The sequence below is a fragment of the Pseudomonas sp. GW822-FHT03F04 genome (assembly GCF_058801405.1).
Window position 1 is genome coordinate 270,227 of the sequence record NZ_JBXANF010000008.1, and the last position, 13,545, is coordinate 283,771.

Here is a 13,545-nt window from a genome sequence, read left to right on the forward strand (position 1 = left end):
AGAGACTGCATAGCCCGGCTTTGCGACTGCTGCGCAGCCGAGCGGGAGCAAGCTCCCTCGCCACAACTCGCAAAACCTGACACCTACATCCACTAAACAAATCCCAAACATTCCTTCCCCCGTAACTCGCACTTACACCCCGAAATACCTTGTTGCCAGCTGTTACATCCCCCCCCTACCATCCACCGCAACGGGCACAGCGGAGCTGTCCAATAAAAACCCGATTCAAGGAACCAGAATGAGCCAACGCATCCACCGCCAGATCGACGCCCCTCTGCGCACGGGCCTGACCCGCGACGAACTGTGGGAAGCCGCCGACAAGGGCCTGATCAAATGCTGGGAAATCGGCCGCCAGCGCGCCGCCCGCTTCCCCGACCTCGCCCAACGTTGCACTGCCGATGAACTTCCGGTGCTGGGCTGGAAAGGCGGAGTCAGTCGCAGCCTGAAGAAGAATGAAAAGTACGGATCGCTGAAATACCTCGCCCAGTGGCAAGGGTTGCGTGGGGAGGATCTGGATATTGATCTGGGTGCCGAGCGAGTCATGACCTGTTCGCGGACGAAAATGGTGGTGACGTTTACGCCGGATCGCAGCAAGTATTTCAATCAGGTGGCGGAAGCTGAAACTTGAGGAATCCCGTATGACCCAAGCCGTGATGCAACTTTGCAAGACCAAAAGTCTGACCATCGCCTATGAGCATCACGGCCCGGAAAACGGTACGCCGGTCATCCTCCTCCACGGCTTCCCCTACTCCCCCCGCGCCTACGACGAAATAGCCCCGCCCCTCGCCGCCAAGGGCTACCGGGTGATCGTGCCGTACCTTCGCGGTTACGGACCGACCCGTTTCAACAGCCCGGACACGCTGCGTTCGGGCCAGCAAGCGGCGCTGGCTCAGGATCTGCTGGATCTGATGGATGCGCTGGGTATCGAGCAAGCGACGCTGTGCGGTTACGACTGGGGTGGTCGGGCGGCGTGTATCGTTGCGGCGCTGTTTCCTGATCGAGTGTGCGGTTTGGTGACGGGCGACGGTTACAACCTGCAGGACATTCCGAATTCGGTCCAGCCGCTGGATCCGCAGAGCGAGCATCGCTACTGGTATCAGTACTACTTCCACACGCCCCGTGGCGTTGAAGGGCTGACGCAGAATCGTCGGGCGCTGTGCGAGTTGCTGTGGCAGTTGTGGTCACCGACCTGGGCGCGGAACGCCGAGCGTTATCCGTTGAGTGCACCGGCGTTCGACAACCCTGATTTCGTTGAGGTGGTGATTCACTCTTATCGCCATCGGTTCATGTATGCACCGGGCGATCCGGCGTTGGAATGGATGGAGCAGGCGCTGGAGAAACAACCGGCGATCGGCGTTCCGACGATCTCGCTGTGCGGTGCCGATGATGGCGTTGGCCCTGCGCCAGCGGAGGATGAAGATGCCCATCACTTCACCGGGCCTTATGAGCGGCGAGTTCTGGCGGGCGTCGGGCACAACATTCCCGAGGAAGCGCCGGGTGAAACGCTCAAGGCATTACTGGATCTGCTCCAGCGCTGACCGAAAACCGCTCCCGATACGCCTGCGGCGTCACACCCATGGCCCGCAGAAAACTGCGGCGTAACGTCTCTTCACTGCCAAATCCACAATTGGCCGCGACCCGTTTGACCGGCAGACCGGTATCGCTCAGCAACCGGCGGGCGGTTTCGACGCGGATCAGTTCGATGGCGCGGGCCGGGGTCTGGCCGGTATCGGCGCGGTAGTGGCGCACGAAGCTGCGTTCGCTCATGCCGGCCTGTTCGGCGAGGGTCGGGATGCCCAGATCGCAAGTCAGGTGTTCGGCAATCCACGCGTGCAAATCATCGAAGCGGTTGCCCTGTTTTTGCAGCGACAGCGTCACGCTGAATTGCGACTGCCCGCCCGGTCGCTTGAGGAACACCACCAGTTGCCGGGCGACGTCCAGGGCCATGTCGCGCCCTAGGTCGTCTTCGACCATGGCCAGCGCCAGGTCGATGCCGGCGGTGACGCCCGCCGAAGTCCAGACCGGGCCGTCGTTGATGAAGATCGGATTGGGCTCGACCTGCAAGCGTGGGTGCTGCTGCGCCAGTTGTTCGCAGCGGGTCCAGTGGGTGACGACTCGGCGACCGTCGAGCCAGCCGCTGGCCGCCAGCAGAAATGCGCCGGTGCAGACCGAGGCCACGCGCCGGCAGCCGTTCGCATGCTCACGCACCCAACTCACCAACGCGGCATCTTCCGCAGCGGCGTAGACGCCCCAGCCGCCGGCAATGATCAGCGTATCGCTGGGCTGTTTCGGCAGCGATTCGGCCAGCATCGCCAACCCGGCAGAAGAGTTCACCGCCCCACCGCCGCTGGCGATGACCGTTGGTGCGTACGGCGCAGGCAGACCCTGCTGGCGGGCAATGTCGTTGGCCGAGGCGAAGACCTGCAACGGCCCGGTGACATCGAGCAGTTGCACATTGGCGAACGCGAGGACGTGGATGGTTTTCGGCATTTGGCGTAATTCGTGGGCTGATTGGCGTATGCGCCAAAACCTACGCGCCTACAGTGAAGCCGTCCACCCCTTTTCACGGAGATGAATCATGGCGTTGCAGATCGGTTTTCTGTTGTTTCCCCAGGTGCAGCAACTCGACCTGACCGGCCCGTATGACGTGCTGGCCTCGTTGCCGGACGTGCAAGTGCACCTGATCTGGAAGGATCTGGTACCGGTCACCGCCAGCACCGGGCTGGTGCTGAAACCGACCACCACATTCGAGGATTGCCCGGATCTGGATGTGATCTGCGTTCCCGGCGGCGCAGGCGTCGGGCCGTTGATGGAAGATGAGCAGACGCTGTCGTTCATCAAGACGCAAGCGGCGCAGGCGCGCTACGTGACGTCGGTCTGCACCGGTTCGCTGGTGCTTGGGGCGGCGGGTCTGTTGCAGGGCAAACGGGCAACCACGCACTGGGCTTATCACGATCTACTGCCGACACTGGGCGCAATTGCGGTGAAGGATCGGGTGGTGCGTGACGGCAATCTGTTTACCGGGGGCGGCATCACGGCCGGGATCGATTTTGCGTTGACACTGGCGCAAGAACTGGTCGGCGTCGACACGGCGCAACTGGTGCAGTTGCAGCTGGAATATGCGCCGGCGCCGCCGTTTGATTCGGGCAGCCCGGAGACGGCGCCGAGTGCTGTTGTCGATGAGGCGCGCAAACGTGCGGCGCCTTCGCTGAAACTGCGCACTGAAATCACTGAGCGCGCGGCGGCGAAGCTCAATCTGCGCTGATTCGTGCGCAGCACAGGCCCTGTGGGGACCAACCCACAGGGCCTGCGTCCCGGTTTTCCCCTACACCTTCACTTGTCCCCTCGCCCTCACCCGTGTAGAAAGCCTGTCCACAAATCGTGCACAAGGACTTTCCATGACAGCTCTGCCATGGCTCTATCTCGGGCTTCTCAGCCTTGGTTACGGATTGGCGCTGAGCTTTGGCCAGCTCGGCTGGCTGGCGCTGATCTCCATTGCACTGTTGGTTTTCGCCGGTTATGCCGTGCGCCAGCAAACCGTGCCGGTCGGGCGTTTTCTCGGTCATGGCCTGTTTATCGTGCTGGCCGTGGCGCTGGCCATGCACTGGCTGCCGGGCTTCTACAATGGCCGGGCCATCCCGGCGCAGCGCTTCACCGACAACGCCGTGCCGTTCTCGATGTTCGTGAATCTCGACAAACCGCTGATTGGTTTCTGGTTGCTGCTGGCCTGCCCGTGGATTGTCGCGCGGCGGTCGTTGCGCCTGACCGTTTACGCCACCGCACTGGCACTGACGTTGAGCGTGATCCTGGCGCTGGGCGGCGCCGTGTTGCTGGGCATGATCACCTGGGCGCCGAAATGGCCGGATCAGGCGTGGCTGTGGGTGCTGAACAACCTGCTGCTGGTGACACTGGTCGAAGAAGCGCTGTTTCGCGGCTATATACAGGGCGGCCTCAGCCGGCATTTCAAACACTTGCCCTACGGCGAAAACCTCGCGCTGCTGCTCGCGTCCCTGCTGTTCGGCCTGGTGCATGTGGGCGCCGGCTGGCAATGGGTGTTGCTGGCGAGCCTGGCAGGTGTCGGCTATGGTCTGGCCTACCGTTTTGGCGGGCTCGGCGCGGCGATCATGACGCACTTTGGTCTGAACCTGCTGCACTTCGGCCTGTTCACCTATCCGATGCTCGCGGGTTGAAGCAAGCCCCGTTTTGCGACGCCGTACTTATAAATGAAAAAAAACTTCAACAAATCGCCGACCCCGCCGACAACCTTTCAAAGCCTTGCGGATTGAAAAACCATGCGTAATAACCAGCCCATTACACAACGCGAACGGACTTTCCCGGCTCAGCAACGGTTGATCTCCACAACCGACGCCAAGGGCGTGATCACCTACTGCAACGACGCTTTCGTCGAAATCAGCGGGTTTTCGCGTGAGGAGCTGATCCGTGCGCCGCACAACCTGGTTCGTCACCCCGACGTCCCGGCTGCGGTGTTTTCGCACATGTGGGGCACACTGAAACAAGGCTTGCCATGGATGGGCATTGTCAAGAATCGCTGCAAGACCGGTGATCATTACTGGGTGAACGCCTACGTAACGCCGGTGTTCGATGGCAGTCAGGTGGTCGGTTACGAGTCGGTGCGGGTCAAGCCGTCCGCCGAACAGATCCGCCGTGCCGAAGCGCTCTACCAACGCATCAACCAGGGCAAGTCGGCGATTCCTTCGAGCGACAAATGGCTGCCGATTGTGCAGGACTGGCTGCCGTTCATTCTGGTCAGCCAGTTGAGCTTCATGATCGGCGCCACCCTGAACTCGCAGTGGGGCTTCGCCCTCGCCGCCGGCCTGTCGGTGCCGCTGGGCCTGTTGGGCTTGCAATGGCAGCAACGTGGGCTCAAGCGCCTGCTGCGTCTGGCCGAGCAGACCACGTCCGACCCGCTGATCGCGCAGATGTACACCGACAGCCGTGGCGCCCAGGCGCGTCTGGAAATGTCGATCCTCAGCCAGGAAGCGCGCCTGAAAACCTGCCTGACCCGTCTGCAGGACACCGCCGAGCACCTGACCGATCAGGCCAAGCAGTCCGACAGTCTGGCGCACAACAGCTCCATCGGCCTGGAACGCCAACGCGTGGAAACCGAACAGGTCGCCACCGCCGTCAACCAGATGGCCGCCACCACCCAGGAAGTGGCGAGCCACGTCCAGCGCACCGCCGACGCCACCCAGGAAGCCAATCGCCTGACCGGTCGCGGCCGCGACATCGCCGGTGAAACCCGCGAAGCCATCCAGCGCCTGTCGGTCGTCGTCGGTGAAACCGGCCTGACCGTCACGCAACTGGCCAAGGACAGCGACGAAATCGGCGGCGTGGTCGACGTGATCAAAGGCATCGCCGACCAGACCAACCTGCTCGCGCTCAACGCTGCGATTGAAGCAGCGCGTGCCGGCGAGATGGGCCGTGGTTTTGCCGTGGTCGCCGACGAAGTTCGCCAACTGGCGCAACGCACCAGCGAATCCACCGGCCAGATCCACGCCCTGATCGCCAAGTTGCAACAGACTGCATCCAGCGCCGTACAAACCATGGAAGCCGGCCATCGCCAGGCGGAGGAAGGTGTGGCGCGGGTTCTGGAAGCAGATCAGGCACTGGTGGGCATCAGCGAAGCGGTGGCCAACATCACCGACATGACCACCCAGATCGCCGCCGCGACCGAAGAGCAAAGTGCCGTGGCTGAAGAAATCAGCCGCAACATCAGCAACATCTCGGAACTGGCAGACCAGACCTCGGAACAGGCGCATAACTCGGCGTTGCTGAGTGAAGAGCTGACGAAGACGGCTAATACGCAGTATTCGTTGGTGGAGCGGTTTAACCGCTGATTGCTCTGGCAATAAAAAACCCCGGACAGCGAAAGCTTCCGGGGTTTTTTGTTACTTATTTGGCGTTATTCGCGGTTACTGAGGCAAACGCAGCCTGTCCAGCAGTCGATTCACCAGCAACTCGTTCAACATGATCAGCTGTTGCAGCGCCAGCAGCGGTTTGCGCTCAGGACCTTTCACTGAATTGGCGATATTGCCGGCCATGGCGTTGGCTGACGACAGCGATTCGCAGGCTTCGACGAGCAGAGTTTCGTCATCGAGTGTGGGATCGACCATGTAGATGGGACGGGCCTTGGGCGGGAAGTATTTCGGGATTTCGGGGCCGAGGTAAAAGTCGAGTGCGCGGTCGGCGGCTTCTTTTGTCTTCTGGGACTCAAGCTCGGGGTCGTGAGGGGTTGGATCAGTTTCTGGTGGGTTTGGTGTGGCTTTGAACATAGATTTAACTCCAGTTTCGAATATTGAGGAGCCATCACCCTCGCTACCAAACGAAGGGTGGTGGCCATACGCGGGTTGGTAGACCGGTCGAAACGGGAAACCCGGCGCTCACAAAGGAGCCCCGCGCATGCCCACCATAAAAAACTGAGCCCCAAACAAGGGACTGCATATGGTGACGCCATACGACGGTTTCGAAGCGGGCTACCAAACCCGATCACTGTTTTTCAGTGACAGGGAAACGATATAGCCCGCCCCATAGCCGCGTAAGCCGGCGGATTCTGGCGTACGCGTAGGCAACGACGCAAGGTGTTGTAGCCCTTATGGCGTAACGGTTCGTGTACTTTAAACGCCGTCTCGGAATTACGTTTACGCACAGAAAACAAGCAGATCTTTCCCTGCTGCAATCCGCATGGCTCCTCACCACTCAACACGATGAGCGTTAGCTCGAGTACCGCTTTTGATCTTCGGGCGACGTCGGAAGGCTGAGTGGAGGGATTTATCCGGGGGTGGGAGCGCAGCGACCGTTTGGCGAAGCCAAACACATCGAGAGGAGGTGCAGCGAAGCAAACCGTAGGCGATGCCCCCCGGATGAATCCCGGAGCGAAGGAACCCCGAGCCTCAGCGAGCGGGCCGGACGTAGGAGCAAGACCTTTTGGTTACTTTTGGGGCGTTTGCCAAAAGTGACCCGCCGTAAGGGCGGAACCCTAAGCAGCCATAACCGCAGCAACGGATATACACCCCAAAACCAAACCTCAACGAAGAAACCCGGCAACCCTCTCCGCCGCCAAAGCCAAATGCTGCTCATGCGTAAACCCGGAAACCTTGAGCGGCTTCAAATCATGATCCCCAGAAGCCAACCAGAACACCTCAATACTCGGCGATAGATCGTAAGCCCCGACAGCGTCCCTATTGCCAAGCGCATCCCGCTCCCCCTGAACAATCAACGTCCGAGTCCGCAAAGCAGCCAAATGCTCAACCCGAGGCTTCTCCAGTTTCCCCACCGCATAAAACGGATAACCAAGACAAACCAAAGCATCCGCGCCAAGCTCATCGGCAAGCAGACTGGCCATCCGCCCCCCCATCGACTTCCCGCCAACCGCCAAAACCCCAGCGACATGAAGTCGCACCAAGCCATAAACCTCACGCCAGCACTCCTGCAATTTCCCCGCAGGATTCGGCGGCCGCTTGACCCCATCAACCCGCCGCTGCGCCATATAAGGAAACTCAAACCGCAACACGTTCACCCCCAGCCCAGCAAGGCGCCCAGCCATATCGTTCATCCAGTCGCTATCCATCGGCGCCCCCGCCCCATGCGCCAGGATCAAAGTCGCCGAAGCCTCGCCAACAGCGGCATCCCAAAGCCACCCGTGATCCCGCAGGCACTGCGCCCATTGATCCCCGTCAATACTGGCCTTGTGCTGTTTGTCCATGCTTGCCTCGCTTTTAGTCTGCCTATAACTCCAGGCGAAGGATTCGCGGCGTTTTCTGCGCGCGCTCACTTCGGCTGAACCGTGGATGGGGAACCATGAACACTTCTATCAGTACCGCCTACAACTACAAGGTGGTCCGCCAATTCGCCATTATGACGGTGGTGTGGGGCATCGTCGGCATGGGGCTCGGGGTTTTTCTCGCGGCTCAATTGGTCTGGCCCGAACTCAACTTCAACCTGCCGTGGACCAGCTTCGGACGCCTGCGCCCGCTGCACACCAACGCGGTGATCTTCGCGTTCGGCGGCTGTGCCTTGTTCGCCAGTTCGTTCTACTCGGTGCAGCGCACCTGCCAGACGCAATTGTTTGCGCCGAAAATCGCCGCCTTCTGCTTCTGGGGCTGGCAACTGGTGATTCTGCTGGCGGCCATCAGCCTGCCACTGGGTTACACCAGTTCCAAGGAGTACGCCGAGCTGGAATGGCCGATCGACATCCTGATCACCATCGTCTGGGTCGCCTACGCCATCGTGTTCTTCGGCACGATCATGCAGCGCAAGACCAAGCACATTTATGTGGGCAACTGGTTCTTCGGCGCGTTCATCATCACCGTGGCGATCCTGCACATCGTCAACAACCTTGAGTTGCCGGTGAGCTTCACCAAGTCCTACTCGGTGTACGCCGGTGCAACCGACGCGATGGTGCAATGGTGGTACGGCCACAACGCCGTAGGCTTTTTCCTCACCGCCGGTTTCCTCGGGATGATGTACTACTTCGTGCCGAAACAGGCCGAACGTCCGGTGTATTCGTATCGCCTGTCGATCGTGCACTTCTGGGCGCTGATCACCCTGTACATCTGGGCCGGTCCGCACCACTTGCACTACACCGCGCTGCCGGACTGGGCGCAGTCGCTGGGCATGGTGATGTCGCTCGTACTGCTGGCCCCGAGCTGGGGCGGCATGATCAACGGCATGATGACCCTCTCGGGCGCCTGGCATAAGTTGCGCAGCGACCCGATCCTGCGCTTCCTCGTGGTGTCGCTGGCGTTCTACGGCATGTCGACCTTCGAAGGTCCGATGATGGCGATCAAGACCGTCAACGCCCTCTCCCACTACACCGACTGGACCATCGGCCACGTTCACGCCGGCGCGCTCGGCTGGGTGGCGATGATTTCCATCGGCGCGCTGTACCACATGATCCCGAAAATCTTCGGCAAAGAGCAGATGCACAGCATCGGCCTGATCAATGCGCACTTCTGGCTCGCGACCATCGGCACCGTTTTGTACATCGCTTCGATGTGGGTCAACGGCATCGCCCAGGGCCTGATGTGGCGTGCGGTGAACGAGGACGGCACGCTGACCTACTCCTTCGTCGAAACCCTGGTGGCCAGCCACCCTGGCTTCGTCGTGCGGCTGATTGGCGGGGCGATCTTCCTCAGCGGCATGTTCCTGATGGCTTACAACACCTGGCGCACCGTGCGGGCCTCGCAGCCTGCTGACGTCGTTGCTGCCGCGCAGATGGCCTGAGGAGTCCGCCATGAAACACGAAACGATTGAAAAGAACGTCGGCCTGCTGATGCTGCTGATGGTGTTCGCCGTGAGCATCGGCGGCCTGACCCAGATCGTCCCGCTGTTCTTCCAGGACGTGACCAACAAACCGGTGGAAGGCATGAAGCCCTACACCGCGCTGCAACTGGAAGGCCGCGACATCTACATCCGCGAAGGCTGCGTCGGTTGCCACTCGCAGATGATCCGTCCGTTCCGCGCCGAAACCGAGCGCTACGGCCACTACTCGGTGGCCGGCGAAAGCGTGTGGGATCACCCGTTCCTGTGGGGCTCGAAACGTACCGGTCCGGACCTGGCCCGGGTTGGCGCGCGTTACTCGGATGACTGGCACCGTGCGCACTTGTACAACCCGCGCAACGTCGTACCGGAATCGAAGATGCCGGCCTACCCATGGCTGGTTACGCAACCGGTCGACAGCAGCCACACCGAAACCAAGCTCAAGGTCATGCGCACCCTCGGCGTACCGTACACCGACGACGACATCAGCGGCGCGGTGGCCAGCCTCAAGGGCAAGACCGAAATGGACGCCCTCGTCTCCTACCTGCAAGTGCTTGGCACTGCGATCAAGAGCAAGAGGTGAGCCATGGTCTTTGAAATGAGCGCGGGGCTGATTCGCGGCCTCGGCACGGTCGTGGTGTTCGTGGCCTTCGTCGGCCTGACCCTGTGGGTGTTCAACCGCAAGCGCACGCCGGAATTCGCCGAAGCGCGCCTGCTGCCGTTTGCCGACGAGCCGCAACCCGACACTACCCAAGCTAATGAAACAAGGAGTACCCGGCCATGACCACCTTCTGGAGTACGTGGATCTGCGTACTGACCATCGGCAGCCTGATCGGCCTGACCTGGCTGCTGGTCGGCACCCGTCGGGGCGAGACCAAGGGCAGCGTCGACCAGACCATGGGCCACAGCTTCGACGGCATCGAGGAGTACGACAACCCGCTGCCGCAGTGGTGGTTCATGCTGTTCGCCGGCACGCTGGTGTTTTCCGTGGGCTATCTGATCCTTTACCCAGGCCTGGGCAACTGGAAAGGCATCCTGCCCGGCTACGAGGACGGCTGGACCGGCGTCCACGAGTGGGAAAAGGAAATGAGCAAGGCTGACGCCAAGTTCGGGCCGATCTTCGCCAAATTCGCCGCGATGCCGGTGGAAGAAGTGGCGAAGGATCCGCAGGCGCTGAAAATGGGCGGCCGTCTGTTCGCGTCGAACTGCTCGGTGTGCCACGGTTCGGATGCCAAGGGCGCCTTCGGCTTCCCTAACCTCGCCGACCAGGACTGGCGCTGGGGCGGCAGTGCCGAGACGATCAAGACCACCATCATGGGTGGCCGGATCGCGGCGATGCCGGCCTGGGGCGAGTCGCTCGGTGAGGCGGGTGTGAAAAACGTCGCAGCGTACGTGCGTCACGGGCTGGCCGGGCTGCCACTGCCGGCGGACAACAAGGCCGACCTGCAAGCGGGACAGCAAACGTTCAGCACCATGTGCGTAGCCTGTCATGGGGCAACCGGCCAGGGCACTGAAGCCATGGGTGCGCCGAATCTGACGCACCCGGCCGGATTCATCTATGGCACCAGCCTGACCCAACTTGAACAGACCATTCGCCATGGTCGTCAGGGCCACATGCCAGCTCAGAACGAGCTGCTGGGTAACGATAAAGTGCAATTGCTGGCGGCTTATGTGTACAGCTTGAGCCATGGATTGAATACAGAAAAACTGATTACTGAGGACAATAAAAAGTAATCATTGCGTACAACACTGCCGCACGTTTCCAGTGCGGCAGTTTCCAGTCCCTTTGCGACGCATTGTCGCACCCCTTCACCCACTCTCCTTTCGGTTACCCGGATTCGGGTCTACGCTTGCTCGATGCGGACTGGCCCGTGCCGGTTCCAGGTCGACCCTGAGCGAGGCGTTGAACGAATCGGCTGACTGACATGGCCGCAAAGGCCGGTAGATACCGGCTGTCGTGCCGATTACCGTCCGTCACCCGAACCGAGCGTTCGAACACACCCCGTTACATCCGACCGGGACCCCTCGCTTTTTTCGTTCGCTGCGACATTTTGCCCGAGGGCAATTTTGTCCTTACGCGGCGCATGGAAAGGCCGCAGAATCAGCGTTGGAAAGCATTGACCCAGGTCATGGCGCGTTGCATTGACCCCCTGCTTTCTACATACTTGCGGCCGATTTTAATCCTAATAAAACACCCAAACCGTGGAACCTTAGAATGAGCACAGCAATCAGTCCGACTGCTTATAACTATAAGGTAGTCCGCCAGTTCGCCATCATGACGGTGGTCTGGGGGATCCTTGGCATGGGGCTCGGTGTCTTCATTGCCTCGCAACTGGTCTGGCCGGAGTTGAACTTCGGTCTGCCGTGGACGAGCTTTGGACGCCTGCGCCCGTTGCACACAAACCTGGTGATTTTCGCCTTCGGTGGTTGTGCACTGTTTGCCACTTCCTACTATGTCGTGCAGCGAACCTGCCAGACGCGACTGATTTCCGACAGCCTCGCGGCCTTCACCTTCTGGGGATGGCAAGCGGTTATCGTCGGCGCGATCATTACCTTGCCGCTGGGTTACACCACCACCAAGGAATACGCGGAACTGGAATGGCCCCTCGCCATTCTGCTGGCCATTGTCTGGGTCACCTACGGTCTGGTGTTCTTCGGCACCATCACCAAGCGCAAGACCAAGCACATCTACGTGGGTAACTGGTTCTACGGCGCGTTCATCGTCGTGACCGCGATGCTGCACATCGTCAACCACGCCTCGCTGCCGGTCAGCTTCTTCAAGTCCTACTCGGCCTACGCCGGTGCGACCGACGCGATGATCCAGTGGTGGTACGGCCACAACGCCGTGGGTTTCTTCCTGACCACCGGCTTCCTGGGGATGATGTACTACTTCGTGCCGAAACAGGCCGAACGTCCGATCTACTCCTATCGCCTGTCGATCGTGCACTTCTGGGCACTGATCACCCTGTACATCTGGGCCGGCCCGCACCACCTGCACTACACCGCGCTGCCGGACTGGGCCCAATCGCTGGGCATGGCGATGTCGATCATCCTGCTGGCACCAAGCTGGGGCGGCATGATCAACGGCATGATGACCCTGTCGGGCGCCTGGCATAAGCTGCGCACCGACCCGATCCTGCGTTTCCTCGTGGTATCGCTGGCGTTCTACGGCATGTCGACCTTCGAAGGTCCGATGATGGCGATCAAGACCGTCAACTCGCTCTCGCACTACACCGACTGGACCATCGGCCACGTACACGCCGGCGCACTCGGCTGGGTGGCGATGATCTCGATCGGCGCGATCTACCACATGATCCCGAAACTGTTCGGCCGCGCGCAGATGCACAGCGTCGGTCTGATCAACGCGCACTTCTGGCTCGCGACCATCGGTACCGTGCTGTACATCGCTTCGATGTGGGTCAACGGCATCACTCAAGGCCTGATGTGGCGTGCAATCAACGACGACGGCACCCTCACCTACTCGTTCGTTGAAGCGCTGCAGGCCAGCCACCCTGGCTACATCGTTCGCGCCCTGGGCGGTGCGTTCTTCGCCAGCGGCATGTTCCTGATGGCCTACAACGTGTGGCGCACCGTTCGCGCCTCGGACCCGGCTGAAGCTGAAGCCGCCGCCAAGATCGCCGTAGTTGGAGCTCACTGATGAAGCATGAAGCTGTCGAGAAGAATATTGGCCTGCTGGCCTTCTTCATGGTCATCGCCGTCAGCGTCGGTGGCCTGACCCAAATCGTTCCGCTGTTTTTCCAGGACGTCACCAACAAGCCGGTCGAAGGCATGAAGCCGCGCACCGCCCTTGAACTGGAAGGCCGCGACGTTTACATCGCCAACGGCTGTGTCGGCTGCCACTCGCAGATGATCCGTCCGTTCCGTGCCGAAACCGAACGCTACGGCCACTACTCGGTCGCCGGTGAAAGCGTCTGGGATCACCCGTTCCTGTGGGGTTCCAAACGTACCGGCCCGGACCTGGCCCGTGTCGGCGGTCGTTACTCCGACGACTGGCAGCGTGCGCACTTGTACAACCCGCGCAACGTTGTGCCTGAATCGAAAATGCCGGCTTACCCGTTCCTCGTGGAAAACAAGCTCGACGGCAAAGACACGGCCAAGAAAATGGAAGTGTTGCGCACGCTCGGCGTCCCTTACACCGACGAAGACATTGCCGGTGCAAAAGACGCTGTGAAGGGTAAAACCGAAATGGACGCGCTGGTGGCCTATCTGCAAGGCCTGGGCACCATCATCAAAAGCAAACGGTGA

At 60.8% G+C, this 13,545-nt stretch carries 14 protein-coding genes; 11 read left to right on the top strand and 3 right to left on the bottom strand.

Translation table 11 applies throughout. The features are described from left to right. The first annotated feature begins 238 nt into the window (after nt 1-238). Both AC1RMX_RS20475 and AC1RMX_RS20480 read left to right on the top strand, forming a co-directional pair. Nucleotides 239-628 carry a hypothetical protein gene (locus AC1RMX_RS20475; RefSeq protein WP_096822471.1) on the top strand — a complete coding sequence of 130 codons (390 nt, stop codon included), beginning with the start codon at nt 239-241 and terminating at the stop codon, nt 626-628. Between the two features lie 10 nt (nt 629-638). Beyond that, nucleotides 639-1,538 (top strand): alpha/beta fold hydrolase, encoded by a 900-nt coding sequence (locus tag AC1RMX_RS20480; RefSeq protein ID WP_493072861.1) that lies wholly within the window; start codon nt 639-641, stop codon nt 1,536-1,538. On the opposite strand, the gene AC1RMX_RS20485 is transcribed toward AC1RMX_RS20480, so the two are convergent. After that, a complete protein-coding gene (locus AC1RMX_RS20485; protein WP_096822473.1) occupies nt 1,507-2,490 on the bottom strand; it encodes a GlxA family transcriptional regulator in 984 nt (327 codons plus the stop codon). The two genes, AC1RMX_RS20480 and AC1RMX_RS20485, sit on opposite strands and share 32 nt — an antisense overlap. Before the next feature lie 88 nt (nt 2,491-2,578). Between AC1RMX_RS20485 and inhA the strand changes: the two genes are divergently transcribed. The 3 genes from inhA to AC1RMX_RS20500 all read left to right on the top strand — a co-directional run bounded on the left by inhA (nt 2,579) and on the right by AC1RMX_RS20500 (nt 5,858). Further along, nucleotides 2,579-3,265, top strand: a complete 687-nt coding sequence (inhA, locus tag AC1RMX_RS20490; RefSeq protein ID WP_273540412.1) for an isonitrile hydratase — start codon at nt 2,579-2,581, stop codon at nt 3,263-3,265. A gap of 133 nt (nt 3,266-3,398) precedes the next feature. After that, on the top strand, nt 3,399-4,190 hold the full coding sequence (locus AC1RMX_RS20495; protein ID WP_493072863.1) for a CPBP family glutamic-type intramembrane protease: 792 nt from the start codon (nt 3,399-3,401) through the stop codon (nt 4,188-4,190). A 102-nt stretch (nt 4,191-4,292) separates the two neighbouring features. Continuing rightward, nucleotides 4,293-5,858: a methyl-accepting chemotaxis protein gene (locus AC1RMX_RS20500; RefSeq protein ID WP_096822476.1), complete on the top strand. Its 1,566-nt coding sequence runs from the start codon at nt 4,293-4,295 to the stop codon at nt 5,856-5,858. Between the two features lie 75 nt (nt 5,859-5,933). Here AC1RMX_RS20500 and AC1RMX_RS20505 read toward each other — a convergent pair whose 3' ends face one another. Together AC1RMX_RS20505 and AC1RMX_RS20510 are read right to left on the bottom strand one after the other, a co-directional pair. Then, the gene (locus tag AC1RMX_RS20505) at nt 5,934-6,293 is read right to left on the bottom strand and encodes a DUF6124 family protein (protein ID WP_493072864.1); all 360 of its coding nucleotides are present in this window, start codon (nt 6,291-6,293) and stop codon (nt 5,934-5,936) included. A 752-nt stretch (nt 6,294-7,045) separates the two neighbouring features. After that, the gene (locus tag AC1RMX_RS20510) at nt 7,046-7,723 is read right to left on the bottom strand and encodes an alpha/beta family hydrolase (RefSeq protein ID WP_493072866.1); all 678 of its coding nucleotides are present in this window, start codon (nt 7,721-7,723) and stop codon (nt 7,046-7,048) included. A gap of 95 nt (nt 7,724-7,818) precedes the next feature. Between AC1RMX_RS20510 and ccoN (AC1RMX_RS20515) the strand changes: the two genes are divergently transcribed. The 6 genes from ccoN (AC1RMX_RS20515) to ccoO (AC1RMX_RS20540) all read left to right on the top strand — a co-directional run bounded on the left by ccoN (AC1RMX_RS20515) (nt 7,819) and on the right by ccoO (AC1RMX_RS20540) (nt 13,545). After that, nucleotides 7,819-9,243 (top strand): cytochrome-c oxidase, cbb3-type subunit I, encoded by a 1,425-nt coding sequence (ccoN, locus tag AC1RMX_RS20515; protein ID WP_007960356.1) that lies wholly within the window; start codon nt 7,819-7,821, stop codon nt 9,241-9,243. Between the two features lie 10 nt (nt 9,244-9,253). Next, on the top strand, nt 9,254-9,862 hold the full coding sequence (ccoO, locus tag AC1RMX_RS20520) for a cytochrome-c oxidase, cbb3-type subunit II (protein ID WP_007960355.1): 609 nt from the start codon (nt 9,254-9,256) through the stop codon (nt 9,860-9,862). A 3-nt stretch (nt 9,863-9,865) separates the two neighbouring features. Further along, nucleotides 9,866-10,063 (top strand): cbb3-type cytochrome oxidase subunit 3, encoded by a 198-nt coding sequence (locus tag AC1RMX_RS20525; protein WP_007960354.1) that lies wholly within the window; start codon nt 9,866-9,868, stop codon nt 10,061-10,063. After that, a complete protein-coding gene (gene ccoP / locus AC1RMX_RS20530) occupies nt 10,060-11,013 on the top strand; it encodes a cytochrome-c oxidase, cbb3-type subunit III (protein WP_096822485.1) in 954 nt (317 codons plus the stop codon). Before AC1RMX_RS20525 ends, ccoP begins: the two co-directional genes overlap by 4 nt. A gap of 481 nt (nt 11,014-11,494) precedes the next feature. Further along, on the top strand, nt 11,495-12,937 hold the full coding sequence (gene ccoN, locus AC1RMX_RS20535) for a cytochrome-c oxidase, cbb3-type subunit I (RefSeq protein ID WP_085711942.1): 1,443 nt from the start codon (nt 11,495-11,497) through the stop codon (nt 12,935-12,937). Further along, on the top strand, nt 12,937-13,545 hold the full coding sequence (gene ccoO / locus AC1RMX_RS20540; protein WP_007905434.1) for a cytochrome-c oxidase, cbb3-type subunit II: 609 nt from the start codon (nt 12,937-12,939) through the stop codon (nt 13,543-13,545). The genes ccoN (AC1RMX_RS20535) and ccoO (AC1RMX_RS20540) overlap by 1 nt, the downstream gene beginning before the upstream one ends.